Raw genomic sequence first — 26,661 nt, forward strand, 5'->3', positions numbered from 1 at the left:
GTACTAAAATGGCGAAGGAAAAATTTGAGCGAAAGAAGCCACACGTGAATGTGGGGACGATTGGTCACGTTGACCATGGTAAGACGACCCTGACGGCGGCGATTACGACGATTATGGCGAAGAAATATGGCGGTACAGCGAAAGCCTATGATCAAATTGATGCGGCGCCAGAAGAAAGAGAACGTGGGATTACGATTTCCACGGCGCATGTGGAGTACGAATCAGCTGCTCGCCATTATGCACACGTAGACTGTCCTGGACATGCGGATTATGTGAAGAACATGATTACTGGTGCGGCACAAATGGATGGAGCGATATTAGTTGTATCTGCAGCGGATGGTCCGATGCCACAAACCCGCGAGCATATTTTGTTGTCACGACAAGTTGGTGTTCCTTATATTGTTGTGTTTTTAAACAAGGCTGACATGGTTGATGATCCTGAATTGTTAGAACTTGTTGAGATGGAAGTACGTGACTTGTTGAGCTCCTATGAGTTTCCTGGCGATGACATTCCGATTGTTGTTGGTTCGGCTTTGAAAGCGCTGGAAGGCGATACGAGTGACATTGGTATGGCAGCGATTGAGAAGCTGGTTGAGACGATGGATTCATATATTCCTGAGCCAGTTCGTAATATTGACAAGAGCTTCTTGTTGCCGATTGAAGATGTGTTCTCAATTTCTGGACGCGGTACGGTTGTTACTGGGCGCGTTGAAAGCGGAATTATTAAAGTTGGTGAAGAAGTTGAGATTGTTGGAATTCGTGATACGGTGAAGACGACGTGCACGGGTGTTGAGATGTTCCGTAAGTTGCTTGACGAAGGCCGCGCTGGTGATAACGTTGGAGTGCTGTTACGTGGCACGAAGCGTGATGAAGTTGAGCGTGGGCAAGTATTAGCTAAGCCGGGCAGCATCAAGCCACACACGAAGTTTGAAGCAGAAGTGTATGTTTTATCTAAAGATGAAGGTGGACGTCATACTCCATTCTTTAATGGCTATCGTCCACAGTTTTATTTTAGAACGACGGACGTAACGGGAACTTGCGAGCTTCCGGAAGGTACGGAGATGGTCATGCCTGGTGATAATGTTCAAATGCTTGTCAGCTTACATGCACCTATTGCGATGGATGAAGGGTTGCGTTTTGCGATTCGCGAAGGCGGTCGTACTGTAGGCGCAGGTGTTGTCGCCAAAATTATTGAGTAATAAAAATGAGCAATAGTCAAAATATTAAAATCCGTCTCAAATCATTCGACCATCGTATGATAGATGCTTCAACACGAGAAATTGTAGATACGGCTAAACGTACTGGCGCACAAATTCGTGGGCCAATACCATTGCCAATGAAAAAAGAGAAGTTTACTGTGCTGACCTCGCCTCATGTTAATAAAGATGCACGTGATCAATATGAATTGCGTACGCATAAGCGGCTGGTTGTTATTGTAAATCCTACCGAAAAGACAGTTGATGCATTAATGAAACTGGATCTGGCAGCCGGCGTGGATGTTCAGATTAGCCTGGATGACTAGGCGGGTGAACGCTGAAAATTAAAGAGAGGGTGTTGCAATGATCGGTTTATTAGGCCGTAAAATCGGCATGACACGCGTGTTTACAGAAGAAGGAAAAACAATTCCTGTTTCAGTGGTTGAAATAGTGCCAAACCGCGTTTCACAAATAAAAAGCATTGAAGTTGATGGTTATAATGCGATCCAACTGACTGGTGGTAATAAAGCGGCAAGTCGCGTTAGTAAGCCTATGGCTGGGCATTTCGCAAAGGCAGAAATTGAAGCCGGTGATATGCTCTGTGAATTCCGTTTGGACGATTTGGAACAGTATTCTGTCGGTCAAGTTATTGCTGTTGGCGATGTATTCAATGAAGGTGAGTACGTGGATGTTGCTGCCATATCCAAAGGTAAAGGATTTGCTGGCACGGTGAAAAGACATAATTTCAGAACACAAGATGCGACCCATGGTAATTCACGCTCGCACCGTGTACCTGGCTCAATTGGACAGAACCAGTCACCAGGCCGTGTATTTAAAGGGAAAAAAATGGCCGGGCAACTTGGAAATAAGCGCTGTACGACTCAATCCTTGGAATTAGTCCGCGTCGATAAAGATCGTAATCTGCTTTTGATCAAAGGTGCGATTCCTGGTGCCCCAGGCGCAAGAGTTGAAGTAAAGCCTGCAGTTAAAAGGCAAGAAAGGGGTTAACCATGCAATTAGTGACGAAAGATACAAATTCTGAGATTACAGTCAATGATGCTGTCTTTTCATATGATTATAATGAAGGTTTAATTCATCAAGCCGTTGTGGCCTTCATGAATAAGGCACGTTCTGGTAATAGTGCCCAAAAAACACGATCTGAAGTAAGTGGCGGTGGCAAAAAGCCTTGGAATCAGAAAGGAACCGGACGAGCAAGAGCTGGTACTATTCGCAGCCCATTATGGCGTTCAGGCGGTGTGACTTTTGCTTCAAAAAAACGAGATTATTCACAAAAAATTAATAAAAAAATGTACAAACGCGCATTGCGTAGTATAATCTCCGAGCTCAACCGCAATGGAAGTCTGATTGTTGTCAGTGACTTTCAGTGTTCATCCTTAAAAACCAAGGATTTTATTAGTAAGATGGCGGATTTGCAGCTTACGAATGCATTGGTTGTTATGAAAGAAGTCGGTGAGTTTGAATATTTGGCTTCACGCAATCTTATAGATTTTGACGTCTGTGATGTCACTGGCTTGGACCCAGTAGCGCTGTTGCGATTTGAAAACGTTGTGATGACTGAAGAAGCCATTAAACAATTAGAGGAGCAGTTACAATGAATCCTGAACGGTTAATAATGGTTCTTCGTGAACCGCATACCTCTGAAAAAGCAACCATTATGGCTGAGCGGTTTAAGCAATTTACATTTAAAGTATTGAGAACAGCGACTAAGGGAGAAGTAAAGCAAGCTGTTGAACAGATGTTTAATGTGAAAGTCAAAAGTGTATCTGTCATCAATGTTAAAGGAAAAGTAAACGTTTCCGTCAACTGAATGGTAAACGCAGTGACTGGAAAAAAGCATTTGTTTCCTTGCAGCCAGGGTATGACATCGACTTCACTGTGACAGAATAAGAAAGGCGAATAAAGATGGCATTATTAAAATCAAAACCAACATCACCGGGTAAACGGGGTGAACTGCGAGTAGTTCATCACCATATTCATAAAGGAAAACCGCATTCAGCTTTAATTGAAAAGCTAAATAAAACTGGTGGAAGAAATAATCAGGGCAGAATTACTGTTCGTCACATTGGTGGTGGTGCTCGAAGCCATTATCGCCTGGTTGATTTTAAGCGTAATAAAGATGGCATAGAAGCGAGAGTTGAGCGGATAGAATATGATCCAAACCGTTCAGCGTTGATAGCACTGCTCGTTTATAAAGACGGTGAGCGACGATATATCATTGCGCCAGCTGGATTAAAACAAGGCGATGTAGTCATCAGTGGTGAGGAGTCTCCAATTTCCAACGGGAATTGTCTCCCTTTAAAAAATATTCCGCTCGGAACAACCATCCATGGTGTTGAACTCAAACCAGGCAAAGGTGCGCAATTATTGCGTAGCGCTGGATGCAGCGGTCAAATCGTAGCAAAAGAAGGTCTTTATTCAACCATTAAGCTCCGTTCTGGTGAAATGAGAAAAGTTTTATCTAGTTGTCGTGCGGTTATTGGTGAAGTGAGTAATAGTGAACATAACCTTCGTTCTCTTGGGAAAGCAGGAGCTACAAGATGGCGAGGCATACGGCCTACCGTGCGTGGTGTTGCAATGAACCCTGTTGACCATCCGCATGGTGGTGGGGAAGGTAGAACTTCAGGCGGCCGTCATCCAGTAACCCCATGGGGTATCCCAACGAAAGGTTATAAAACAAGAACGAATAAGCGAACGGATAAGTTTATTACTAGACGACGTAAGAAAAAATAATTAGTTAAGAGGATATCAAAGTGGCGCGTTCTATAAGAAAAGGTCCTTTTGTTGATCATCATTTACTGGCTAAAGTTGAAGCTGCGGTTGCATCTAAGTCAAAAAAGCCAATTAAAACTTGGTCGCGACGTTCAACAATCGTTCCTGAAATGATCGATTTGACCATAGCCGTTCATAACGGACGAGATCATGTTCCGGTGTTTATCACCGATAATATGGTTGGTCATAAATTAGGTGAGTTTGCCATGACTCGAACATTTAAAGGCCATGCTGGTGACAGAAAGGCCAAGGGTAAATAAGAGGCAGCGATGGAAGTTACAGCTAGATTAAAAAATGCCCCTTTATCAGCACAAAAGGGCAGACTGGTTGCAGATATGATTCGTAATATGAACGTTTCAAATGCAGTCAATGTCCTTAAATTTACTCCCAAAAAGGGCGCTCAATTGATGCTGAAATTATTAGAATCTGCAATTGCTAATGCAGAAAATAATAATGGTGCAGACATCGACGAATTAAAAGTAGGTATGGTATGTGTGGATGAAGCGGCAACGCTTAAGCGCATTCGTGCCCGTGCCAAAGGGCGTGCGAACAGAATTTCTAAGCGCACATGTCATATCACCATTAAAGTGTCTGATGAGGAATAGCAATGGGACAAAAAGTTAACCCAATTGGTATACGTTTAGGTATTGTTAAAGATTGGAATTCTAAATGGTTTGCAAGCAAAAATTATGCACAATTGCTGAATCAGGATATTAATCTCCGTAAGGAACTGAAAAGTAAGCTAATGTCTGCTGCTGTAAGTCGAATCCAAATAGAACGCCCTGCAAACAATGCTGTGGTAACAATCTATTCTGCAAGACCAGGCGTTATTATCGGCAAAAAAGGTGGTGGTATTGAGTCATTACGAGCTGAGATTTCTGCAAAACTTGAAGTTCCTGTGCATCTCAATATAGAAGAAGTACGAAAACCTGAACTTGATGCAACACTTGTTGCTGAAGGAATAGCTCAACAATTAGAACAACGTGTTATGTTTAGACGAGCTATGAAACGTGCGGTAACCTCTGCTTTAAAAGCAGGCGCCAAAGGTATTAAGATTTGTGTTAGTGGCCGACTTGGTGGAGCCGAAATTGCTCGTAGTGAGTGGTACCGTGAAGGTCGTGTTCCTTTGCATACATTTCGTGCTGATATTGATTATGGTACGGCTGAGTCAAAAACCACCTATGGAATCATTGGTGTCAAAGTCTGGATCTTCAAGGGTGAAAATGTACCTCAGAAGAGCCGTAACAGCGACACGACCAAGTGAGTGAGGATTTACAATTATGTTACAGCCAAAACGTACTAAATATCGTAAACAAATGAAAGGCCGGAATCGCGGACTTGCACAACGAGGCTCAAAAATTAGCTTTGGTGAGTTTGGTTTAAAGGCGATAGAAAGAGGCCGTTTAACCGCGCGCCAAATAGAAGCTGCAAGGCGGACGATGACACGTCACATCAAGCGTGGTGGGAAAATATGGATTCGTGTATTTCCCGACAAACCAATTACTCAAAAACCTTTGGAAGTGCGACAAGGGAAAGGAAAGGGTAACGTTGAATATTGGGTGGCTCAAATTCAGCCAGGCAAAGTACTTTTTGAAATGGAAGGTGTAAGCAAAGAGCTTGCTATAGAGGCGTTTGATTTGGCTAAAGCCAAGCTTCCTTTCAAGGTGGCATTTGAAGAGCGTAAGGTGATGTAATGAAAGATAATAACGAACTAAGAAAGATGACAATAGATGAATTGCAAAACGAATTACTTTCATTGCGTAAGCAACAATTCAATATGCGTTTAAAAAAGGCAAGTGGTACATTGGATAAGACTCATCTTGTGCGCCAAGTACGCCGCGCAATTGCAAAAATTAAAACAATTATGACTGAAAAGGCAGGAAATAGTGATGTCAAATAGTGAGACAAATGCCAGAACAGTAGTGGGAAAAGTTATCAGCGATAAAATGCAAAAGACTATTGTTGTTATGGTAGAGCGAACTGTTAAGCACCCCAAGTACGGAAAAATGATTAAGCGTCGTACAAAGTTGCATGCTCATGATGAAAATCAAATTTCCAAAATAGGTAATACAGTTAAAATTCGTGAGACCAGACCTTTGTCTAAAACAAAGACTTGGGAACTTGTCGAAGTAATTTCCTGATTTTAGTGATTTGATGCCCTTTTAAAAAACCAGTAAGGCTGATATAATCAGCAGCCTTTTTCTGGTCAAAATTAGATCTGGAGAATGAAATGATACAAATGCAGACCGTGCTCGACGTTGCGGATAATAGCGGCGCGCGCAAAGTAATGTGTATCAAGGTGCTTGGCGGCTCGCACAGGCGATATGCCCGCGTGGGTGATGTTATAAAAGTTAGCGTGAAAGAAGCGATTCCGCGCAGCAAAGTAAAAAAAGGTGCCGTGATGAATGCTGTCGTCGTGCGCACCAGTCAAGGTGTCCGTCGAGATGATGGCTCACTTATACGGTTTGATGGAAATGCGGCTGTGCTTTTAAACAACCAATATGAACCAATTGGGACTCGAATATTCGGGCCGGTGACGCGTGAGCTAAGAGAGCGATTTATGAAAATCATATCTCTCGCTGCTGAAGTATTATGAGAAGGATTGTGTTATGAAACGCATTAGAAAAGGCGATACGGTTATAGTCATTGCCGGTAAAAGCAAAAATCATGTGGGCAAAGTCATACGTGTGATCGATGGCAAGGTTGTCGTTGAAGGTGCAAATTTAATCAAAAAACATGTTAAGCCTAATCCACAGCTAAACCAAAAAGGCGGAATTATTTCTAAGGAAGCTCCTTTGGATGTATCCAATGTGGCTTTATATAATCCCGCAACGAAAAAAGCGGATAGAGTTGGATTCAAATTTCTTGAAAAAGATGGCGGCAAATACAAGGTAAGATATTTTAAATCCAATAATGAAGTAGTTGACCTTGTTTAATTTAGGTGACGGAAATGGCTAGATTGAAAGATTTTTATAATAAAGAAGTAGTCGGAATGATGATGAAGAAGTTCGGCTACAAGAGTGTCATGCAAGTGCCGAGAATTAAAAAAATAACACTGAATATGGGTGTTGGAGAAGCGGTCGGTGATAAAAAAGTAATGAATTTTGCTTTAGAAGACATGACGAGAATTGCTGGTCAAAAACCTGTTGTTACTGCAGCAAAAAAATCTATTGCTGGTTTTAAAATTCGTGAAGGATGGCCAGTTGGATGTAAAGTAACTCTTCGCAATTATCGGATGTACGAATTTTTGGATCGGTTAATCACTGTTGCTCTGCCAAGGGTTAGAGATTTCCGTGGATTGAATCCAAAATCATTTGATGGCACAGGTAATTATAGCATGGGCATCCATGAACAAATCGTATTTCCTGAAATTGATTTTGATAAAATTGACGGTATTCGCGGTTTGGATATATGCATAACAACAAGTGCTAAAACCAATGAAGAAGCAAAAGCGTTATTGGAAGCTTTTAATCTTCCTTTAAGAGATAGAGACAGAAAATAAGAAGGGTAATATTGTGGCTAAAAAATCAATTATAGCACGTGAAAGTAAAAAAGGCCGGTTGGTAGATAAATATCGAACTCGAAGAGCTGAGCTAAAAGAAATCATTAAGTCATCCAGTGATTTTGATACCATTATGGCAGCGCAGGCTAAATTGGCTAAATTACCTGTTAATTCAAATCCTGTTCGACATACGACGCGCTGCCAGCAATGTGGAAGGCCACATGCGGTTTATCGTAAATTTGGACTTTGCAGGATTTGCTTGCGCCAGCAGTTAATGACTGGAAACGTCACTGGTGGTAGAAAGTCCAGCTGGTAAAAACTATTATTCATTGGAGAACAATTGTGAGTATGCATGATCCAGTTGCAGATATGCTGACCCGAATACGGAATGGCCAGCAAGCCAAGCATCAAGCTGTAACAATGATGTCGTCGAATTTAAAAGAAGAGATTGCACGGGTATTAAAAGAAGAAGGCTATATCGTTGGATATTCTGTTGAACAACGTGAGAATAATAAAAAGGAAATTACTGTACAGCTTAAGTATTATCATGGGAAACCAGTAATTGAACGAATTCAGCGCATTAGTCGCCCAGGGTTAAGAGTTTATAAGTCAGTAAAAGCATTATCTCCTGTGCCAGGTTTTGGAATTGCAATTTTGTCAACTTCTAAAGGTGTGATGACTCATATTGCGGCAAAACAAAATGGGATAGGTGGCGAGCTTATTTGTGAAGTGGCGTAATACAAACGAGGATAAATATGTCTAGAGTAGCGAAAGCCCCAATTGTGCTGCCGGCAAATGTTGAATTGTCGATTGACAAAGATACCGTAACAGTAAAAGGGCCTAAAGGGACATTAACACAACATAAAAATAAATTGGTTAATGTCAGTAAATCAGAAGAAAATGCCAAGCAAATTGTTTTTAAACCCGCTTCTAATGACCCTAACGCCTGGGCTCAAGCAGGAACCGCACGTGCTCTAGTTAATAATATGGTTAAAGGGGTAACATCAGGATTTGAAATAACTTTGGAACTGGTCGGTGTTGGATATCGTGCGCAGGCTAAAGGCAAGTCAATCACGTTGTCCTTGGGATTTTCTCACCCTGTGGAATATCAACTGCCAGATGGGATTGCCGCAGAAACTCCAAGTAATACAACAATAATATTAAAAGGAATTGATAAGCAACTGCTTGGTCAAGTTGCATCCGAAATTCGTGGATTCAGGCCACCGGAGCCCTATAAAGGGAAAGGTGTTAAATACGCTGGCGAAGTTATTATTCGTAAAGAAGCGAAAAAGAAATAAGGTATAAACTATGAATAAGTATGCAGCTCGTAAAAGACGTGCTTCTAAAGCAAAAGCCATTATTCGTAATTCAGATCGGCCAAGATTGGTCGTTTATCGTAGTGCATCTCATATCTATTCACAAATCGTGAGACCTAGTGAACATGGCGATGAGGTTCTGGTTTCTTCATCAACGTTGGATAAGGAATTAAAAGCCAATTTGACCGGAAACAAGTGTGAGCAAGCAATGCAAGTTGGTAAGCTGCTGGCGAAGCGTGCAAAAGAAAAAGAGGTTGTTCAAGTTGCATTTGACCGTGCCGGTTATAAGTATCATGGTCGTGTGAAAGCACTCGCTGAAGCTGCTCGTGAAGCAGGGTTGGATTTTTAAGGATCGGTTATGGCATTAGATGAAACAACAAAAACTGATGGTTATCAAGAAAAACTGGTATCGGTAACACGTACGGCAAAGGTGGTTAAGGGTGGCCGTGTATTTGGTTTTGCAGTCTTGGTAGTCGTTGGAGATGGTAAGGGTAAAGTTGGCTTTGGTCGAGGTAAGGCTCGTGAAGTGCCTATTGCAATTCAAAAAGCAATGGATCAAGCTCGGAAAAATATGGTGTACGTTCCATTAAGTGGAAAAACCATTCATCATGAAATAACACGAAGCTATGGTGCCTCAAAAGTATTCATGAAACCAGCAAGTGAAGGAACAGGGATTATTGCTGGTGGAGCGATGAGAGCAGTACTGGAAGTTTTAGGAGTGCAAAATATTCTTGCAAAAAGTATTGGTTCAACGAACCCAAGCAATATTGTTCGTGCGACGATACATGCATTAACTAGCGTTGAAACTCCTGATTATGTTGCTGCCAAAAGAGGCAAAACAGTTAAAGAAGTAGTGGCAGGTTAATGATGAGTAATAAAATAAAAATCACTTTAGTTAAAAGCTTAATTGGACGTGTGCCGAAACACATTGAAATAGCTAAACAATTACGACTGAGCAAATTAAATAGCGTGGCAATTCATCAAGATAATCCTGCAATTCGCGGGTTGATTCGCCAGATTGATTATTTGTTGAAGGTCGAGGAGTGCGCATAATGAATTTAAATTCACTTTCACCTACACCTGGTTCTCGATCTGCTCGCAAGCGCTTAGGACGAGGAATAGGATCAGGACTTGGTAAGACTAGTGGTCGTGGACATAAGGGTCAAAAGGCTAGGGCTGGTGGTTACCATAAAATTAATTTTGAAGGTGGCCAAATGCCAATTCAGCGTCGGCTTCCTAAATTAGGTTTTAAGTCTCGTATAGGTAAGTTAATTGATGAGGTCACACTGACTGAATTGGCAAAAGTTGATGCCAAAGTTATTGACATTGAAACATTAAAAGCAGCCGGTATTGTTAATAAATCAATGCGTGACGCAAAAATTATATTTTCTGGTGAGCTTACTACCGCTGTGAAGATTAAAGGCTTACGTGTTACTAAGGGTGCGCGCAAAGCAATCGAAGATCTTGGTGGAAGTATAGAAGAGTGAATATGAAAAACCAGAAACAAGGACCTGGCCTCTCCTCACGTGGAGGTTTGACGGAGTTAAAGTCAAGATTGTTGTTTGTCGCCCTTGCCATTCTTGTGTATCGGCTGGGCGCACATATACCAGTTCCAGGACTTGACCCGCAAAAACTAGCTAATTTTTTTAGCGAACAGCAAAATACTATTTTTGGCTTGTTTAATATGTTTTCTGGAGGAGCGTTATCCAGGGTAACTGTTTTTGCTATTGGAATTATGCCGTATATTTCGGCCTCTATTATGATTCAGCTTTTCTCTGTGGTGGTGCCGAAGCTGGAGCAGTTAAAAAAAGAAGGCGAATCTGGTCGGCGTAAAATAAACCAGTACACCAGGTATCTGACTCTGGTTCTTTCTGTGTTCCAGTCTTTGGGTATGGCGCGATGGTTAGCTGGGCAGCAAATTGCCCTGCATCCAGATATTGCTTTCTATTTTACTGCTGTAGTGACGTTGGTCACAGGAACCATGTTTCTAATGTGGCTTGGAGAACAGATTACCGAAAAGGGTGTTGGTAATGGTATTTCTCTCATTATATTTTCTGGTATCGTCTCAAGTATGCCAGGCGCTATTGCCTCTATTTTGCAGCAAGTAAAAGAAGGCCAGATGCAAGCTTTGACGTTGCTGATTATTGCCGTGATCGTAGTTGTTGTGACAGGATTCGTTGTTTTTATTGAAAGAGGACAGCGACGGATTCGTGTAAATTACGCACAAAGAACACAAGGACGAAAGGTGTATGCTGCGCAATCCAGCCATTTGCCCTTAAAAATAAATATGTCAGGAGTAATACCGCCTATTTTTGCATCCAGTATCATACTTTTACCGGCTACATTGGCACAGTTTTTTGGCCGAGGAAAAGGTATGGATTGGCTTGCTGACTTGGGTATGGCTTTATCACCAGGGCAACCTTTATATTTAATTGTTTATGCTGCAGCTATCTTATTTTTTGCATTTTTCTATACGGCGTTAGTGTTTAACCCTAAAGATACGGCAGATAATCTCAAAAAGTCAGGTGCATATATTCCTGGAATTAGACCTGGTGAGCAAACTGCAAGATACGTTGATAATGTGATGACCAGATTAACGTTGATAGGAGCAATTTATTTGGTGCTTGTATGTTTGCTTCCACAGATTCTGATGTTTACTTGGCATGTTCCTTTTTATTTTGGAGGGACTTCATTATTGATTATTGTTGTGGTGATTATGGATTTTGTTGCTCAAATACAGGCTCATTTGATGACACAGCAATATGATTCACTTATGAAAAAGGCAAATTTTAAAGGAACGAAGTTGCCTGGTTTATTATGATTTTTTTTGGAGTTAATAATGAAAGTTAGAGCATCAGTTAAGCGTATTTGCCGTAATTGTAAGATTATTCGTCGTAGCGGCTCAATTCGTGTAATTTGTAAAGATGCGCGTCATAAGCAAAAGCAAGGTTAGACTTAAAGCTTGATTTTATTTTGTGAAACTAGTATTCTTCTGTCCCTTTCGGCAGAGCGAATAAATATCGGAGAAACGAATGGCTCGTATTGCAGGTGTTAATATACCGGATAATAAGCACGTGGTGATCGCACTGACGTCTATTTACGGTATAGGAAAACCAACATCTCTAAAGTTATGTAAGCAAGTTGGTGTTGAACCTACTACAAAAGTAGCTGAATTGTCTGATGAACAATTGGATTTGTTCAGAAATGAAATAGCAAAAATGACCGTTGAAGGTGATTTAAGACGTGTAGTCAGTATGAATATCAAACGACTCATGGACTTAGGCTGTTACAGGGGGTTAAGACATCGAAGAGGATTGCCCTTGCGCGGACAACGAACAAAAACGAATGCTAGAACACGAAAAGGCCGAAGAAAAGGCACCGTGGTTTGATTTTTCATGTAGGAAATTGAGATGGCTATTAATAAGGCAAAACAACAAAAGACTAGAAAAAAGTTAAAAGAGTCGTGTCTGATGGCATCGTCCATGTTCATGCATCATTTAATAATACTATTATTACCTTTACTGATCGGCAAGGTAATGCGTTATGTTGGGCGACTTCAGGTGGTTCAGGATTTAGAGGTTCACGTAAAAGTACGCCTTATGCTGCTCAGATAGCAACTGAAAAAGCGGCATCCGTGGCCAAGGAATATGGTATGAAATCCGTTGCTGTGTTTGTGCATGGCCCTGGCCCAGGACGTGAATCCAGTATTCGCGAATTAATTTCGCAAGAATTCAAAATTGTAGAAATAACAGATGTGACCGGCATACCTCATAATGGGTGTAAGCCGCCTAAAAAACGTCGCGTGTAAGTTTTCAGGAGTGCTCAATGGCTAGATACCTTGGTCCAAAGTGTAAGTTATCACGAAGAGAAGGGACCGATTTGTTGCTTAAAAGTGGTGTGCGGGATCATAAGTCTAAATGCAAGTCGGAAAAACAACCCGGTCAGCATGGTGACAAGCGGCCACGCTTGAGTGATTATGGTCTTCAATTGCGGGAAAAACAAAAAATTCGTAGATTGTATGGTGTTTTGGAAAGACAATTCCGAAATTATTATAAAGCCGCTGCTCGTAAAAAGGGAGCAACTGGTGAAAACTTGATGGTGTTATTGGAAAGCCGATTGGACAATGTTGTCTATCGCATGGGGTTCGCTAGCACACGTGCTGAAGCTCGTCAGCTTGTTAGCCATAAGGCTATTTTGGTCAATGATGAAGTGGTTAATATTCCTTCTTATCTGGTTGCAGCGGGTGATGTTATTTCAATTCGCCAAAAAGCAAGAGAGCAAGGACGTATACAAGCTGCAATAGCATTATCTGAGCAACGAGCTTCATGTGATTGGTTAACTGTTGATCTGGCTTCTTTTAAGGGAACCTTTTCTACATTCCCAACACTTAATGATTTACCTCCTGACTTTAACGTTAACCTGGTGGTAGAACTTTACTCAAAGTAAGATCGGAGACATAGCCGAATGTATACTGATATTAATGAAATGCTGACCCCGAAGGTTCTGAAAGTGCAGTCTGAGAATCCTAACCATTCACGTATTGTGCTTGAACCATTGGAGCGTGGGTTTGGGCACACACTTGGTAATGCTTTACGACGAATTTTGATGTCGTCTATGCCAGGGAGCGCAATAACCGAGGCGAGTATTGATGGTGTATTGCATGAATACAGTACCATTGAAGGTGTTCAGGAAGATGTTGTCAATATACTTCTTAATCTGAAGGAAGTTGCTGTTAAGATTTCCGTGGGTCGCGAGGCTACGCTCACTTTGAGTAAAAAAGGACCCTGTCAGGTTACTGCCGGGGACATTCAATTGACTCACGGTGTTGAAATTCTGAATCCTGATTTTGTGATTGCAAATCTGAACGAGCATGGCAAGCTGGATATGACTCTTAAAGTGGAAAGAGGTGTTGGCTATCGTTCAACTGAAACATTTATAAGGTTGCCAGAAGACGAAATCCAAGAAAAATCAGTTGGTAAGTTAAAGATTGACAGCATATTTTCACCAGTCAAAAAAGTGGCTTATTTTGTTGATAACGCTCGTGTTGAAAATCGTACTGACTTGGATAAGCTGACTATTGATTTACAAACAAATGGTACTATTGATCCTGAAGAAGCGATACGCATTTCAGCAAGTATACTGCAAAGACAATTGCATTCGTTTGTGGACATGAAGTTTGAAGAATCACGTCATGATCATAAGGAACAGCATCAATTTGAACCAATTTTGTTGCGACCTGTTGATGATTTGGAATTAACCGTACGTTCAGCCAATTGTCTGAAGGCCGAAAATATATATTACATAGGGGACTTAGTACAAAAAACTGAGACCGAATTATTAAAAACGCCTAATCTAGGTAAAAAATCCCTGACTGAAATTAAGGATGTGTTGGCATCACGATCATTATCGCTGGGAATGAAACTAGAGAATTGGCCGCCAGAAAATCTTGGCGAATAAAGTTAGGAGTCATAATTATGCGTCACCGTAATACTGGCCGAAACTTAGGCAGAACAAGTAGCCATCGGAAAGCAATGTTTTCTAATATGTGTTGTTCTTTGATTGAGCATGAGATCATTAAAACGACTCTGCCAAAAGCAAAAGAACTAAGACGCTATATTGAGCCATTGATCACGACAAGTAAAATTGATTCAGTGACTACCAGACGGCAGGTGTTTGATAAATTACGTAGTAAGGGTGCCGTTGGGAAGTTATTTACAACGCTTGGTCCACGTTATAATAAAAGACCGGGTGGGTACGTTCGTGTTTTAAAGTGTGGCTATCGTGCTGGTGATAATGCGCCAATGGCGATTGTTGAACTTGTAGATAGACCTAGCACAGAAAATAACGCAGAAGAATAAATTATTTCTGTATACATAAAAAAGGCCAGATTAATCTGGCCTTTTTTATTGGTATATTCATTTAAAAATTAAAAAGGAATATCGTCATCTAACTCTTCAAAAGCATCTTGAGCGACACCTTGTGAGGGTTTGGCGGTCTTGGTGTTCTGGGATGACATGGATTGCTCCTCTGGGTAATTTGCTTGACCTTTGCCATCAAGCATTTGAATGTCAGAAGCAACTATCTCCGTTGTGTAGCGTTCTTGTCCTTGTTGATCTTGCCATTTTCTCGTACGTAAACTTCCTTCAACATAAAGTTTCGAACCTTTGCGAACATATTCTCCAGCAATTTCACCAAGCCGGTTAAAACATACGACACGATGCCATTCGGTTCGTTCCTGTTTATCACCGCTTTGTTTGTCTTTCCAAGTTTCACTGGTTGCAATGGATAGCGTTGTAACGGCGTTGCCATTAGGCATGTATCGTACTTCTGGATCAACGCCAACATTGCCGATGAGTATTACTTTATTAATACCGCGGGCCATAAAATTTCTCCAATATCAATAATGAGTTTAACCGATTATATATAATTCCCAGACTATTTCGTAGGGTTCTATTTGAGATTTCCGTTGACGGGTGCATGTTATCTGTATTTATAAGTGGCTCATTAAATGTTCGGCACTGCCGGGATGATAGCTGGCTTTATTAATTTTTAAGTAAATCACTTTTTCCTCATACGCCATGGTAACGTTAAGAACACCAGTCAGACATCGCAGCTTTTCAGCGATAAAGGATGCATCTTTGAAGGTATCAGGATATTTAAGAATTAATGTTATTTGATAAACATTAGGTTTCATCATGGAGGCAAGGATTATCCAGAGTAGACTGAGAAATGAATTAGTCAGAAATATCCCTTGACTGCCAAATGATTGATACAGAAAACCTGCCGCTGCTCCACCGGCAAATATGCCAAGGAATTGGCAGCTTGAATAGATGCCCATGGCAGTGCCTTTGCTTTCAGCATTGGCTTGTCTTGAAACTAACGAGGGTAAGCTGGCTTCCAGGATATTAAATGCTAAAAAATAAATAAATAATATGATGCATACTCCCACCCAATATTGGGAAATGAAAGACAATAAGAGTTGGGCTATTGCAATGAGGGTAACAGAGCAAAGAAATACAACTTTAATTTTTTGTTTTTTTTCTGCAAACCAGATGAATGGGATCATCGTTATAAAAGATAGAACCATTAATGGCAAATAAAAATGCCATTGTTCGGACAGCTTTTCTTGCAGAATATACTGCTGTAAAAGAATTGGAATAACAAAAAAGGTTGAAGTTAATATAAAATGCTGAAAAAAGATTCCTGCATTGAGACGTTGTAAGTGGCAATTTTTTATAACTGGCATAAACGAAACCAGATTTGTTTCACTGTCTGCATGGAAGGGTTCTTTAACTGGAGTAGGGATAACTAAATGAAGCAGTAATAATCCCATGACAGCCAATAAAGCAGTGAAATAAAAAATTCCTGAAAGTCCAGCATACAAGGTAATCGTTGGACTGATGATCATAGCCAGACTGAAGGAAAATCCAATCGTGGCGCCAATCACGGCCATTGCTTTCGTACGTTGTTCATCCGGGGTAAGATCGGCAAGAAGAGCCACTAAAACACTCCCTATAGCGCCCATGCCTTGTAAGATACGTGCAGCAATCATGCCGTAAATGGAATCTGTCATGGCACCCAGTAAGCTGCCTAGGACGAATAAAATTAAACCAGCCGTCAGGACGGGTTTTCTGCCAAAATAATCTGAAAGCATGCCAAAAGGCATCTGCAAAATTCCCTGGCTAAGGCCATAACAGCCAAGTGCAATGCCAATCAGCGTTGGTGTTGCGTCATGCAATTGGGTCGCCAGTACGCTAAAGACTGGAATCAGCATAAATAGGCCAAGCATGCGAAATGAAAATATTGCAGCTATGGGAAGAACACTGTTCATCCAGGATTGTTTCATCGGAATTTTCACTACATAATCACTGTGTGCTGATGGTACCGAGATAGTGTTTTAGAAACAAGTTCTTCACTCTTATAGAATCAGCTTAAACATTCCATCGCCTTGCCAACCGATGTTCTGATTGGTTCTTTGCATTCTAAATTTTACATCCAGTGCTTTTTATCTTACCGTGGTCTTTTTTCGTTTTTATAAGAGCTATTTTGGCTGAATATTAGATTCATTGACAGAACTATAGAATCGCGATAATTTGACTGATTTTTAGTCTAAGGGGGATGCCAATGAAACAGGTACTGGCAAATAAAATAGCAATGATTACCGGTGGTGCACGTGGTATTGGCAGGGCAACGGCCTTAAAATTGGCACAAGAAGGCTGTGATGTTGCCATTATATATTACAATAGCTCTGATGAAGCTATGATCGTGGTTGATGAAATCCAAAAAATAGGCCAACGCGCCATAGCAATTCAGGCTAATGTTGCTGATCATCAGTCGGTTAAAGAAATGTTTGTGCGATTTAAAACGCATTTTAATCGTCTGAATTTTCTAGTCAGTAATGCAGCAAGCGGTGTATTGAAGCCCGCGATGAACATGTCCACCAAACATTGGCGGTGGTGTCTTGAGACGAATGCACTTGCCTTGAATCATTTAGTGAGTGAGGGCAGATCTATGATGTCACCAGGCAGTCGCGTCATTGCTTTATCAAGTCTTGGTGCACACCGTGCAATCCCTAATTATGCGTTTATTGGTGCTTCAAAGGCGGCGCTTGAGGCCTTGGTTCGTTCATTAAGTCTTGAACTGGCTGAAGCGGGTATTAGTGTGAATACTGTTTCTGCTGGCGTGGTTGATACCGATGCTCTAAAACATTTTCCTAATCGTGAACAATTACTGGACGAATATCAGGCCCATGCTTTATCCGCACGTCCTTTAACCCCTGAAGATGTTGCTAATGCCATTTATTTGTTGTGTTTGCCAGAAGCAGAAATGATTAAAGGCCACACCTTATTTGTGGATGCAGGTTATAGTGTGGTCGGTTGATGCAGTCGCAACAGATTATCCGATAATGATTTTTTTAATTAGGTTGTATATAAATAGGGAAGGGAAGTCTTCATGAGGCTTAACAAACCTGTCTGTGAAATCTGCGCTTTTCTAAAGAGGTTAATTGGCAGCTATTGGCAGAGGGTAGCTATTAAATGGATATTAAAAAGATAGAGATTTTTTCCTTGCGGTTGTCGTTTGCTGGGATTGTTATTGTTACGTTTTTTACAGCAATAGCTGGCATTATCACGCATTCTGATATGATGATTCTAAATGCGATGCTGGCTTTAGTTGACGTAGCAGTAACCCTTGCCGTCATTGGAACAGTTAAGTTATTACAAAGACCACGAAGTAAGCAGTATCATTTTGGTTATTATAAATTTGAACCGTTGATTGTGGCAGTTGAATCGGCATTAATTATTATTGTTTGCATTGAATCTATTCTTCATGCCATAAAAGCGTTAATTCATCATAATCACTTATTCAATTATGAAATAGGGTTAAGCGTTGCTATTATAAATATTCTTGTTGGTTTGATGGTTTATGGATGGTTACGTCATGCGGCAAGGCGAGTGTATTCGGAAGTTTTAAGAGTTGAGTGTGTTGCCTGGTACATCAGTATTATTATTGATCTTATTATTTTTCTAGGATTCACAGTCGCTTTTGCTATTCATTATTATAAAATAGAATCATTGATTGCCTATAGTGCCTATATTGACCCCTCTCTAACATTTATTATTGTAAGTTGTATTATTTGGGAGCCTATACAATTATTTACAAATTCTATAGGACAGTTGATTGATAGCAAGCCTAATGCGATTGATGAATATGCTTTATTACAAGATATTATGGCACAAGCCGAATTGCTGAATATTAAGATCAATAAAAGCAAATTGGATATTCGACAAGCTGGCAGAGCACTGTTTATCTATTTTTTTTATTTACCGAATCAAATAGAAAATGAGCAGAAAATTTATGAGTTTTCGCGTTTATCTGCACGAATTGTACAGCAAAAATATATAGATTTTATTGTCCATTTTCAGGGCATACCAACGGACTTTAAAAATGAGGATAAACCTTGAAAGGTTCGCCGATTTTATTTTAAATTCATTCTTTTCTTGTCGCGTGGTTATGTCGTTGCATGAGGATGAGAATCGATAATTATTCTAAATGAAAACAGGAGCAGATAGCCGCTTTATAAAAACTTATGATATACTCCAAAGCCTTAAGAATTCTTAACAAGCTTTAAAGTTTAGTATGGTCATGAGGTATAACATGAACGTAGAAAGCGTTTACCCAAAAGTTAGGGAAATCATTGCTGATGTATTGGTTATTGATGAAGAAGAAATATCATTAAATAGTCGTTTGATTAGCGACCTGGGCGCTGAATCCATCGATTTCCTTGATTTGGTATTTCAATTGGAAAAGGAATTTGACATAAAAATTCCGCGCGGGCAGCTTGAAAAAAATGCTCGTGGTAATTTGGCTGAAGATGAATTTGAAAAGGGCGGCGTGCTAACAGAAAAAGGAGTAAGTGCGCTCAAGGATTACTTGAGTGAAGTCCCGGCCGAATATTTTAAAGCCAATATGAAAGTTAATGAAATTCCTACTCTCTTTACAGTAGAAACGTTTTGCAAGCTTATTGTTGCTGCTGTGAAAGAACAGAAAGTATCTGAAACTGTGGTCTGATGCGGTTTTTATTTGTTGACAGAATCATGCAGTTATCCCCTGGCGAGATGGTAAAGGGGATAAAGTATATTGCGCATGATGAGCATTATCTATGCCGTGATCCACTGGGCCGGTTATGTTTTATTCCTTCTCTAATTGGCGAGACCTTAGGTCAATTGGCAGCCTGGAATGTCATGGTGTGTAATAATTTTACACACAGACCCGTGGCGGGCATTGTGGGCAGTGCTCATGTGCATCGTCCAGTGTATGTTGGGGAAACCATTTTACTCGAGTCATTTATTGATTCTCTGGATGATGCGGCTGTACGTTATCACAGCATTGCCCGTGTTGGCGATGAAATTGTGTTTCATATTGAAGATGCGTTAGGGCCTTTATTGCCTATGGCGGAGTTTATTGAGCCCACTGAGGTGCGGCAGCAGTTTGCTGAAATTAATCACCCTGGTGAGTGGTCACTGTCGAATATAAGCCAAATGATAGCAAATCGTCCACCCAATATCAGTAGCGGACATATAGCACCTCTTGAGTTTGACCATCTGATTAATTGTCAGCCTGGACAGTCCATTACAGCGGAAAAAAAATAAGTTGCGAAGCACCTTATTTTCCTGATCATTTCCCGAATAAACCGGTTTTGCCCATGACGATTTTGCTGGAGTGCAAGCTAAATTTAGCGCGCCTGTTTTTGGAAAAGTCACAGTGGGTAGACAAATATCAAATTCGAGAGTTACGCAAAATCAAAATGAATGAGTTTGTTTATCCTGGTGATGTGTTGCTTTGCCATCTTAAAGTAAAACAGCAGCAAGAAGATGAGTTGATCTTAAGTTATCGTAGCGAAGTAGATGGCAGACGAGTGTGTGTTTTAGACGTGGTGATGACCGCGAAAGGTGTTCTATGAAAAAACGACGTGTCGCAGTAACTGGATTAGGGGTAGTTTCTCCTTTAGGCCATGACGTTCAATCAACATGGTCTAATCTATTAGCCGGTTGTTCGGGGATTGATGAAATCAAGCAATTTGATGCTAGCGCATTTCCGACTAAAATTGCTGCCGAAGTGAAAAACTATAGTCCACCATCTGCACATTTTGGCAAACATAGACGATTTGCCATGCCGTTTACTTATTACGCCTTAGATGCTGCATGGCAGGCTTTTGAAGACGCTGGCATCAGACCTAATGAACAAACTGCTCGGCGGTGGGGGGTTGTTACTGGCAGTGGCATGATGACGGCTGAGTTTGAATATTTACTTCGTTTCCAACAGACTTGTGCGTTACAGGGAGAAATCGATTGGCAAGCTTTACAAAATAATAGCAATAGCTTTTATGAGTTGGTCGATTTTGGCAAAACGACTTCGAACTCCGGGCTGTCTCTTTTAATTCAACAATTTGGAATTTCTGGTTTCGCAAGTTCAGTGCATACGGCATGTGCTTCTGGTGGTCAGGCTTTGGGTTTGGCGATGCAAGCCATTCGTCGTGGTGATGCGGATTTCATGCTTGCAGGTGGTTTTGATTCTATGATTAACCCTTTGGGTTTATCCAGTTTTTGCCTCTTGGGTGCTTTGTCGACTTACAACGATGTACCAAAAACGGCAAGCCGTCCTTTTGATGCGACCAGAAACGGATTTGTTTTAGGAGAAGGAGCTGCATTTTTAATTTTGGAAGCTTGGGAAAAAGCCAAAGCTCGTGGGGCGCATATTTACGCCGAATTAGCAGGCGAAGGCAATACGTTAAGCTCTTATCGTATCACCGATTCTCATCCGAATGGGGATGGTGCTATTCAAGCCATGCAACAAGCCCTCCGTGATGCAGGGATTAAACATTCTGATGTTGATTACATTAATGCTCATGGCACTTCGACTAAAATGAATGATTTAAGCGAAACCAATGCGATTAAGGCGGTTTTTACTACGAATGCATATCAATTACCAATTAGTTCTACAAAAGGTCAAACCGGGCATTTGATTGCTGCAGCGGGTGCCTTGGAAGCAGTATTATCAGTTTTATCCATTCGGCATGCAAAAATTCCGGGAACAGCAAATTTGACGGTTCCAGATCCGGAATGTGATTTGGATTATGTCGTGGAAGGACCAAGAGAAAAATCAGTAGGTGCGGTGCTGTCCAATTCATTTGGATTTGGAGGTTCCAATAGCAGTTTATTATTCAAACATCCAGAATTCGAAGGGGCCAGTGCATGAGTAACAAAAAACGTGTTTTTATCACTGGTTTAAGTGCTTTAACGGCTTGCGGTCACACGGCGGATGATACTTGGGCTGCTGTGTTAGCCGGTGAGAATGGTTTGGACGAAATTAAGCATTGGGATTTGTCTTCATGGACTCATCGTTTAGGTGGTGAGTTAAAGGAATTTCAGCCGGCGAAAATGCTTCCTGACCGAAAATTGATGAAAGTTATTTCACGTCAAGATGCCATGGGTATTTGTGCGGCGGTTCAGGCCGTTGAGCATAGCCGTCTGCTTCCCTATCGAGACACCCTGGATTCAGCGGTTTCATTCAATGATGAAACTGGGGTGTATGTTGGTTCACCAGGTAATAAATATTATCAACAATATGATTTTTTACCACTGACTTACAAAACCGGTGGTGACATGAAGGAATTTGCTTCTCAGCTGTTCAGTGAAGTTCATCCTATGTGGCTATTGCGTATTTTGCCAAATAATGTCTTGGCTTACACTGGAATTACTTATGGTTTTAAAGGTGCAAATCATAATATTACCAATCACGCGGTTGGCGGCATGCAAGCCATTATTGAAGCGTACCATGCTATTCAAAGCGGGCAGGTCGCACGCGCTATTGTGGTTGCTTATGATATTGGAACGGAACCACAAGCCCTATTTTATTATGAGAAACTGGGTGTTATCAGTTCGCGCCATCTGAAGCCGTTTGATCATGAGCATGATGGGACCTTGCTGGCTGAAGGTGCAGCTGCTTTAGTTCTCGAAAGTGAAGAAAGTGCGCGGAAACGTTCTGCTGTTTGCTATGGAGAAATCATGGCGGGAACTTCCGCCTCAGAAGCTTCTGGTTTGTTTTCAATAGAGACGGAAGGAACTCATTTGGTTTCAATGCTGAAGGAGACCCTGGCCAATCAACAAATCGAGACAACGGATATTGGGTTAGTTGTTGCGCATGGGAATGGCAATAAAAAATCGGATGTAAGCGAAGCTCAGGCTATTCATACTCTCTTTGGTGGGTATAAGGTTCCTGTAACGGCATTTAAATGGTCTATGGGGCATACTATTTGCGCTTCAGGTGTTTTAGACACCGTTCTGGCAACCTATGCGCTGAGGACAAGATGCATTCCTGGCATTGCCAATTTTGAAAAGCCGGCTTTGGGATGTGAGCAGCTTAGTATTTCGTCAACAGAACGGAAGATGGAAAACGATAAATCCCACGCTTTAATTGTTAACCGCGGTTATGCCAGTATAAATGCTTGCTTAGTGGTTAAAGCTTGTGACTGATTTAACAAAAAAAATAAATGCTTTGCCATTGTCTTTAGCTGGCAAAATCTTATATCGTTTCTTGCCTTATCGAAGACGGGTTGTTATGAGTAATATCAATCAAGTCTTTGGTGCTCTTTTAACGGAACAACAGCAAATTCATTTGGCTAAATCTTTTTATTCCCATCTTGCTACCTCCCTAAAAGAAATGATTCAGCTGCGTTTTATGAGTGAAGAAAAATTACGGCAGCGGGTAGAAGTGCGGGGTCATGAGCGGTTATTACGTGTTGCGGAACAAGGCCAAGGTGTTTTGATTCTCACTGGGCATTTTGGCAGCTGGGAGTATGCTCCTATTGGTGGGATTTTGAATTTTAAGCAATTTCAGGGGCAATTTCATTTTATCCGCCGGACATTAGGTAATAAGTTTATCGAGCGTATGTTGTTTGGCCGATATTATCGTGCAGGTCTTAATGTCATCCCTAAGAAAAATTCTCTCCAGCAAGTTTGTGACGCGCTGGAGCAAAATCATGCCGTTGTTTTTGTTCTTGATCAGCATGCCTCATTGGTCAATCGTGATGGAGTCGCTGTTGAGTTTTTTGGTAAGAAGGCAGGAACCTATCGTAGTTTGGCCAGTTTCGCAAGACATACTGGAATCCCAGTGATCCCGGCCGCCGGTTATCGTCTTGATAATAGACACCATGTATTAGAATTCTATGAACCGATTGTATGGCAACACTATGATGATGCTCAGGAAGCTATTTACCGCAATACTTTGGAATACAATCGTGCATTAGAGCGTATTATTTTGGCTCATCCTGAGCAATGGATGTGGCTGCATAAACGATGGAAATTAAAAGAATAGACCTCTTACATAACCTGTCTCTTTCGTTGCTGTGTTGCAAACGTTTCTGCGGTGCTTATTGACTCCATGTAAACCCTGCTTCTTAAAATCGTTTACGTCTTGCCCTAAAACAAGATAATAAAGTTTGATGAGTGTTTATTTTTGCCAAAACTGGCGGGAAAATAAAATAAGCAGAGAGAAAATTTCCAAGCGGCCAGCAATCATAGCAAACATGAGTACCCATTTGCTGGGTAAATTAAGATCTGCAAAAGTGATGCTAATGGTTCCAATACCTGCACCAGCATTGGCAAGTGTGGCAGTAATGGCTGAAAAGGTGGTTATAAAATCATTACCTAAGGCAAGTAAGAGGATCATGAGTGTCAAAAATAATGCAATAAAAACGGAAATAAATCCCCACATGGACTGTAAAACAGGCTCAGCCAAAGTATGATTGCCAAATTTGATAGGAATGACGCCATGAGGGTGTAAAAGACGAGACATTTCTCGTTTACTTTGCTTATAGAGAAGTAAAGCTCTTAACATTTTTATGCCACCGCTGGTTGAAGCGGCACAGCCGCCAATGATGGCTAAAAATAAAATTAATATGGGTATAAACGTTGGCCAAGTTCCAAAGGGTGCAGAGATAAAGCCTGTGGTGGTCGCTAATGAAATCACATTGAATAGGCTTTTAATAAGGGCATGATGATTGGCATGAAAAAAACCGTAACACACTAGCCCAAGCACCACAATAAAACTTGCGATAAATAATACACGGATGTAACAACGAAATTCTTCATCCTGCCAATAATGTTTGAGCGTACGTTTTTTTAAAGCAATAAAATGCAAGGCAAAATTTGTACCGCCTAATAACATAAAAAAACAGGCAATGAGCTCAATGGTATTGCTTTGGTAATAAGAAAAACTGGCATCGTGCATGGAAAACCCTCCCGTTGAAACGGTGGCAAAACTCTCTCCCAATGCATCGAACCAATCCATGCCAGCAAGCGAATAGCATGCCATGCACAACAAGGTTAATAAAAAATAAATAAACCACAAGGCTTTCGCGGTCTGAGCAATGCGAGGGGTCAGCTTTGTTTCCTTCATAGGCCCTGGCGTTTCTGCACGATATAACTGCATCCCACCGACCCCAAGCATGGGCAAAATGGCTACTGCTAAAACGATGATTCCCATTCCACCTAAAAATTGCAGTTGCTGTCGATAATATAAAAGCGCATGAGGCAGAGCCTCAATATTAGTGATGATGGTGGCGCCTGTGGTGGTAAAACCGGAAACAGATTCGAACAGTGCATCCGTCATGCTAGGGGTGTGGAGTGCAAATAAAAAGGGTAAAGAAGCAAAAAAACATAATACAAACCAGAATAAGACAACAATCAAGAAGCCGTCGCGAATTTTTAATTCCTGGCGATGCTTGTGAAACATGAGCCATAAACTGGCGCCTGTACTTGCTGTGCAAAGAAATGCGGCTATAAATGGAACCCAGAAATGTTCATGAAAAATAAAATTAAAAGGCAATGGAGTTAACATGCTCAAACTGAACATCATGAGCAATAAACCAATTAATCGTAGAATGGTTCTAATTTGCATAAAATTTTAAATTTCTATTCTACAAAACTTAAATTGACCTGGAAGAGTGATTCCAACTGGCGTACATAACGTTTTTTTAATAGAAGTAATATAACATGGTCTTCCGCTTCCAGTTTAAAATCTTGGTTTGCAATATATACTTTTTCCCCACGAACGATGGCAGCTATCAAGCAGGTTGGTGGTAATTTGATTTCGTCTAATCTTCGACCAATAACTTGTGAAGTATGCTCATCACCGTGGATGATTAATTCAATGGCTTCCGCTTCATCATGCAATCGATAGACCTTAACCATATTTCCGCGGCGTAATTTGGTGAGAATGCTGCCAATGGTAATGAGCTGAGGTGAAATGGCATGATCAATAGTGCTGTCATCGATTAAATCCACATAGGCTCCACGATTGACCAAGGCCATGACATGTCTTGTGCCCAAGCGTTTCGCCTGAAGGCAAGACATGATATTTGCTTCATCATCATTGGTGACTGCGCAAAATACATCCGTGAATTCAATATTTTCATTGATAAGAAGATCTCTATCTGCAATATCTCCTTGTAAAACAGTGGATTTATGCAATTGGGAAGCAAGATTATTGGCGCGCTCCAAATTATGCTCAATCACTTTAATGCGATAGTGGTTTTCAAGCGTTTGTGCCAATTTACAGCCGATATGACCTCCTCCCGCTATCATGATGCGGCGATTGGGATGCGTATAACGACCTAAAGCAATCAAGACTTGCTGAATGGCTTGGGGAGAAGCAATGAATAATACATCATCGCCTTTTGCTATCACACAATCGTCTTGCAAAGGAATAGCTGTATTATTACGAAATAAGGCAACTACTCCTGCCTCAATGGCACTCAAGTGCTGGTCCAACTGAGCGATCGTTTTTCCAATAATGACTCCATCGGGCTTAATGGTCACCAATAATACTTTGCCATCAGCAAAATCAAGCACTTGTGATGCTCCTGGGTAATCAATCAGATTAACAATATGTTCAGTCACCAATTGTTCCGGGCTGATGCATACATCAACCGGGATATGATCGTTGGTAAATAATCCAGGGTATTGATAATAATTACGAGAGCGGATTCTTGCTATTTTGTTCGGAGTACGAAAGAGACTGTAGGCAATTTGACAGCCCATCATGTTAATTTCATCGCTGTCGGTGACGGCTATTAACATGTCTGCTTGTTGGATGCCTGCTTCAATTAATACATTAGGATGCGAGGCGCTGCCTTGAACCGTTTTGATATCCAAGCGATGCTGTAATTCTCGCAAACGCTCGCCGTTGACATCGACCAAAGTAATATCATTATCTTCATGAGCAAGATTATGGGCTAAGGTCCCGCCTACTTGTCCGGCTCCCAGGATTACAATACGCATCGTGTTTGCCTAAGTAT

38 protein-coding genes and 2 pseudogenes are annotated in these 26,661 nt (G+C 41.1%); 36 read left to right on the forward strand and 4 right to left on the reverse strand.

What is annotated here, in order from left to right:
* Positions 1 to 8: 8 nt before the first annotated feature.
* The 29 genes and pseudogenes from tuf to rplQ all read left to right on the forward strand — a co-directional run bounded on the left by tuf (position 9) and on the right by rplQ (position 14,662).
* The gene (gene tuf / locus LOA_RS01735; RefSeq protein ID WP_025384864.1) at positions 9 to 1,199 is read left to right on the forward strand and encodes an elongation factor Tu; all 1,191 of its coding nucleotides are present in this window, start codon (positions 9 to 11) and stop codon (positions 1,197 to 1,199) included.
* 5 nt (positions 1,200 to 1,204) lie between these two features.
* Positions 1,205 to 1,522 carry a 30S ribosomal protein S10 gene (gene rpsJ, locus LOA_RS01740; protein ID WP_025384874.1) on the forward strand — a complete coding sequence of 106 codons (318 nt, stop codon included), beginning with the start codon at positions 1,205 to 1,207 and terminating at the stop codon, positions 1,520 to 1,522.
* Positions 1,523 to 1,559: 37 nt separating this feature from the next.
* Positions 1,560 to 2,204, forward strand: a complete 645-nt coding sequence (rplC, locus tag LOA_RS01745; protein WP_025384875.1) for a 50S ribosomal protein L3 — start codon at positions 1,560 to 1,562, stop codon at positions 2,202 to 2,204.
* 2 nt (positions 2,205 to 2,206) lie between these two features.
* Complete coding sequence (gene rplD / locus LOA_RS01750) at positions 2,207 to 2,812, forward strand: 50S ribosomal protein L4 (RefSeq protein WP_025384876.1); 606 nt, start codon at positions 2,207 to 2,209, stop codon at positions 2,810 to 2,812.
* A pseudogene (gene rplW / locus LOA_RS01755) lies at positions 2,809 to 3,104 on the forward strand (50S ribosomal protein L23). Before rplD ends, rplW begins: the two are co-directional and overlap by 4 nt.
* A gap of 15 nt (positions 3,105 to 3,119) precedes the next feature.
* Positions 3,120 to 3,947 carry a 50S ribosomal protein L2 gene (gene rplB, locus LOA_RS01760; protein WP_025384877.1) on the forward strand — a complete coding sequence of 276 codons (828 nt, stop codon included), beginning with the start codon at positions 3,120 to 3,122 and terminating at the stop codon, positions 3,945 to 3,947.
* Between the two features lie 20 nt (positions 3,948 to 3,967).
* Positions 3,968 to 4,246, forward strand: coding sequence for a 30S ribosomal protein S19 (gene rpsS, locus LOA_RS01765; RefSeq protein WP_025384878.1), 279 nt, complete (start codon positions 3,968 to 3,970; stop codon positions 4,244 to 4,246).
* Between the two features lie 9 nt (positions 4,247 to 4,255).
* Entirely contained in the window at positions 4,256 to 4,591 is a 336-nt protein-coding gene (gene rplV / locus LOA_RS01770; protein ID WP_025384879.1) for a 50S ribosomal protein L22, read from the forward strand.
* Between the two features lie 2 nt (positions 4,592 to 4,593).
* Positions 4,594 to 5,250, forward strand: coding sequence for a 30S ribosomal protein S3 (gene rpsC / locus LOA_RS01775; protein WP_035892939.1), 657 nt, complete (start codon positions 4,594 to 4,596; stop codon positions 5,248 to 5,250).
* A gap of 16 nt (positions 5,251 to 5,266) precedes the next feature.
* Entirely contained in the window at positions 5,267 to 5,680 is a 414-nt protein-coding gene (rplP, locus tag LOA_RS01780) for a 50S ribosomal protein L16 (RefSeq protein ID WP_025384881.1), read from the forward strand.
* Positions 5,680 to 5,886 (forward strand): 50S ribosomal protein L29, encoded by a 207-nt coding sequence (gene rpmC / locus LOA_RS01785; RefSeq protein WP_025384882.1) that lies wholly within the window; start codon positions 5,680 to 5,682, stop codon positions 5,884 to 5,886. The genes rplP and rpmC overlap by 1 nt, the downstream gene beginning before the upstream one ends.
* Complete coding sequence (gene rpsQ, locus LOA_RS01790) at positions 5,873 to 6,127, forward strand: 30S ribosomal protein S17 (protein ID WP_118996607.1); 255 nt, start codon at positions 5,873 to 5,875, stop codon at positions 6,125 to 6,127. The genes rpmC and rpsQ overlap by 14 nt, the downstream gene beginning before the upstream one ends.
* An 89-nt stretch (positions 6,128 to 6,216) precedes the next feature.
* On the forward strand, positions 6,217 to 6,582 hold the full coding sequence (gene rplN / locus LOA_RS01795) for a 50S ribosomal protein L14 (RefSeq protein WP_025384884.1): 366 nt from the start codon (positions 6,217 to 6,219) through the stop codon (positions 6,580 to 6,582).
* A 13-nt stretch (positions 6,583 to 6,595) separates the two neighbouring features.
* Positions 6,596 to 6,922 (forward strand): 50S ribosomal protein L24, encoded by a 327-nt coding sequence (rplX, locus tag LOA_RS01800; protein WP_025384885.1) that lies wholly within the window; start codon positions 6,596 to 6,598, stop codon positions 6,920 to 6,922.
* A gap of 14 nt (positions 6,923 to 6,936) precedes the next feature.
* Entirely contained in the window at positions 6,937 to 7,488 is a 552-nt protein-coding gene (gene rplE / locus LOA_RS01805; protein WP_025384886.1) for a 50S ribosomal protein L5, read from the forward strand.
* A gap of 13 nt (positions 7,489 to 7,501) precedes the next feature.
* On the forward strand, positions 7,502 to 7,804 hold the full coding sequence (gene rpsN / locus LOA_RS01810; RefSeq protein WP_025384887.1) for a 30S ribosomal protein S14: 303 nt from the start codon (positions 7,502 to 7,504) through the stop codon (positions 7,802 to 7,804).
* 32 nt (positions 7,805 to 7,836) lie between these two features.
* Positions 7,837 to 8,226, forward strand: a complete 390-nt coding sequence (gene rpsH, locus LOA_RS01815) for a 30S ribosomal protein S8 (RefSeq protein ID WP_428838583.1) — start codon at positions 7,837 to 7,839, stop codon at positions 8,224 to 8,226.
* Between the two features lie 17 nt (positions 8,227 to 8,243).
* Positions 8,244 to 8,786 carry a 50S ribosomal protein L6 gene (rplF, locus tag LOA_RS01820; protein ID WP_025384889.1) on the forward strand — a complete coding sequence of 181 codons (543 nt, stop codon included), beginning with the start codon at positions 8,244 to 8,246 and terminating at the stop codon, positions 8,784 to 8,786.
* A gap of 10 nt (positions 8,787 to 8,796) precedes the next feature.
* Positions 8,797 to 9,153, forward strand: coding sequence for a 50S ribosomal protein L18 (rplR, locus tag LOA_RS01825; protein WP_025384890.1), 357 nt, complete (start codon positions 8,797 to 8,799; stop codon positions 9,151 to 9,153).
* A gap of 9 nt (positions 9,154 to 9,162) precedes the next feature.
* A complete protein-coding gene (rpsE, locus tag LOA_RS01830) occupies positions 9,163 to 9,669 on the forward strand; it encodes a 30S ribosomal protein S5 (RefSeq protein WP_025384891.1) in 507 nt (168 codons plus the stop codon).
* 2 nt (positions 9,670 to 9,671) lie between these two features.
* Positions 9,672 to 9,857: a 50S ribosomal protein L30 gene (gene rpmD, locus LOA_RS01835; RefSeq protein ID WP_025384892.1), complete on the forward strand. Its 186-nt coding sequence runs from the start codon at positions 9,672 to 9,674 to the stop codon at positions 9,855 to 9,857.
* Entirely contained in the window at positions 9,857 to 10,291 is a 435-nt protein-coding gene (rplO, locus tag LOA_RS01840; protein ID WP_025384893.1) for a 50S ribosomal protein L15, read from the forward strand. The genes rpmD and rplO overlap by 1 nt, the downstream gene beginning before the upstream one ends.
* 2 nt (positions 10,292 to 10,293) lie before the next feature.
* On the forward strand, positions 10,294 to 11,625 hold the full coding sequence (gene secY, locus LOA_RS01845) for a preprotein translocase subunit SecY (RefSeq protein WP_025384894.1): 1,332 nt from the start codon (positions 10,294 to 10,296) through the stop codon (positions 11,623 to 11,625).
* 18 nt (positions 11,626 to 11,643) lie between these two features.
* A complete protein-coding gene (gene rpmJ, locus LOA_RS14065) occupies positions 11,644 to 11,757 on the forward strand; it encodes a 50S ribosomal protein L36 (RefSeq protein ID WP_081724921.1) in 114 nt (37 codons plus the stop codon).
* Positions 11,758 to 11,836: 79 nt separating this feature from the next.
* Positions 11,837 to 12,193 carry a 30S ribosomal protein S13 gene (gene rpsM / locus LOA_RS01850; RefSeq protein ID WP_025384895.1) on the forward strand — a complete coding sequence of 119 codons (357 nt, stop codon included), beginning with the start codon at positions 11,837 to 11,839 and terminating at the stop codon, positions 12,191 to 12,193.
* Positions 12,194 to 12,267: 74 nt separating this feature from the next.
* The gene (rpsK, locus tag LOA_RS01855) at positions 12,268 to 12,612 is read left to right on the forward strand and encodes a 30S ribosomal protein S11 (protein ID WP_025384896.1); all 345 of its coding nucleotides are present in this window, start codon (positions 12,268 to 12,270) and stop codon (positions 12,610 to 12,612) included.
* Positions 12,613 to 12,629: 17 nt separating this feature from the next.
* A complete protein-coding gene (gene rpsD / locus LOA_RS01860; RefSeq protein ID WP_025384897.1) occupies positions 12,630 to 13,250 on the forward strand; it encodes a 30S ribosomal protein S4 in 621 nt (206 codons plus the stop codon).
* A gap of 18 nt (positions 13,251 to 13,268) precedes the next feature.
* The gene (locus tag LOA_RS01865; RefSeq protein WP_025384898.1) at positions 13,269 to 14,261 is read left to right on the forward strand and encodes a DNA-directed RNA polymerase subunit alpha; all 993 of its coding nucleotides are present in this window, start codon (positions 13,269 to 13,271) and stop codon (positions 14,259 to 14,261) included.
* A 17-nt stretch (positions 14,262 to 14,278) separates the two neighbouring features.
* Positions 14,279 to 14,662, forward strand: a complete 384-nt coding sequence (gene rplQ, locus LOA_RS01870) for a 50S ribosomal protein L17 (RefSeq protein WP_025384899.1) — start codon at positions 14,279 to 14,281, stop codon at positions 14,660 to 14,662.
* Positions 14,663 to 14,730: 68 nt separating this feature from the next.
* On the opposite strand, the gene ssb is transcribed toward rplQ, so the two are convergent.
* Positions 14,731 to 15,186, reverse strand: a complete 456-nt coding sequence (gene ssb, locus LOA_RS01875) for a single-stranded DNA-binding protein (protein WP_025384900.1) — start codon at positions 15,184 to 15,186, stop codon at positions 14,731 to 14,733.
* 108 nt (positions 15,187 to 15,294) lie between these two features.
* Positions 15,295 to 16,650 (reverse strand): MFS transporter, encoded by a 1,356-nt coding sequence (locus tag LOA_RS01880; protein ID WP_025384901.1) that lies wholly within the window; start codon positions 16,648 to 16,650, stop codon positions 15,295 to 15,297.
* A gap of 278 nt (positions 16,651 to 16,928) precedes the next feature.
* On the opposite strand from LOA_RS01880, the gene fabL reads away from it, so the two are divergent.
* The 7 genes and pseudogenes from fabL (at position 16,929) to LOA_RS01915 (ending at position 23,678) form a co-directional block, all read left to right on the forward strand.
* The gene (gene fabL, locus LOA_RS01885) at positions 16,929 to 17,684 is read left to right on the forward strand and encodes an enoyl-[acyl-carrier-protein] reductase FabL (protein WP_025384902.1); all 756 of its coding nucleotides are present in this window, start codon (positions 16,929 to 16,931) and stop codon (positions 17,682 to 17,684) included.
* A gap of 155 nt (positions 17,685 to 17,839) precedes the next feature.
* On the forward strand, positions 17,840 to 18,766 hold the full coding sequence (locus LOA_RS01890) for a cation efflux transmembrane domain-containing protein (protein WP_025384903.1): 927 nt from the start codon (positions 17,840 to 17,842) through the stop codon (positions 18,764 to 18,766).
* A 193-nt stretch (positions 18,767 to 18,959) separates the two neighbouring features.
* Positions 18,960 to 19,373, forward strand: a complete 414-nt coding sequence (locus tag LOA_RS01895) for an acyl carrier protein (protein WP_025384904.1) — start codon at positions 18,960 to 18,962, stop codon at positions 19,371 to 19,373.
* Positions 19,373 to 20,265 (forward strand): annotated as a pseudogene (locus LOA_RS01900) (ApeI family dehydratase). The gene LOA_RS01895 and the pseudogene LOA_RS01900 overlap by 1 nt, the downstream one beginning before the upstream one ends.
* Entirely contained in the window at positions 20,262 to 21,560 is a 1,299-nt protein-coding gene (locus LOA_RS01905) for a beta-ketoacyl-[acyl-carrier-protein] synthase family protein (RefSeq protein WP_025384905.1), read from the forward strand. Before LOA_RS01900 ends, LOA_RS01905 begins: the two are co-directional and overlap by 4 nt.
* On the forward strand, positions 21,557 to 22,837 hold the full coding sequence (locus LOA_RS01910) for a beta-ketoacyl-[acyl-carrier-protein] synthase family protein (protein WP_025384906.1): 1,281 nt from the start codon (positions 21,557 to 21,559) through the stop codon (positions 22,835 to 22,837). The genes LOA_RS01905 and LOA_RS01910 overlap by 4 nt, the downstream gene beginning before the upstream one ends.
* The gene (locus tag LOA_RS01915) at positions 22,830 to 23,678 is read left to right on the forward strand and encodes a lysophospholipid acyltransferase family protein (protein WP_025384907.1); all 849 of its coding nucleotides are present in this window, start codon (positions 22,830 to 22,832) and stop codon (positions 23,676 to 23,678) included. Before LOA_RS01910 ends, LOA_RS01915 begins: the two co-directional genes overlap by 8 nt.
* Before the next feature lie 135 nt (positions 23,679 to 23,813).
* Here LOA_RS01915 and LOA_RS01920 read toward each other — a convergent pair whose 3' ends face one another.
* Entirely contained in the window at positions 23,814 to 25,262 is a 1,449-nt protein-coding gene (locus LOA_RS01920; RefSeq protein WP_025384908.1) for a TrkH family potassium uptake protein, read from the reverse strand.
* 14 nt (positions 25,263 to 25,276) lie between these two features.
* The gene (gene trkA / locus LOA_RS01925) at positions 25,277 to 26,644 is read right to left on the reverse strand and encodes a Trk system potassium transporter TrkA (RefSeq protein ID WP_025384909.1); all 1,368 of its coding nucleotides are present in this window, start codon (positions 26,642 to 26,644) and stop codon (positions 25,277 to 25,279) included.
* Positions 26,645 to 26,661 lie beyond the last annotated feature (17 nt).

Origin of the sequence: Legionella oakridgensis ATCC 33761 = DSM 21215 (assembly GCF_000512355.1) — a bacterium.
Lineage (GTDB): Bacteria > Pseudomonadota > Gammaproteobacteria > Legionellales > Legionellaceae > Legionella_A > Legionella_A oakridgensis.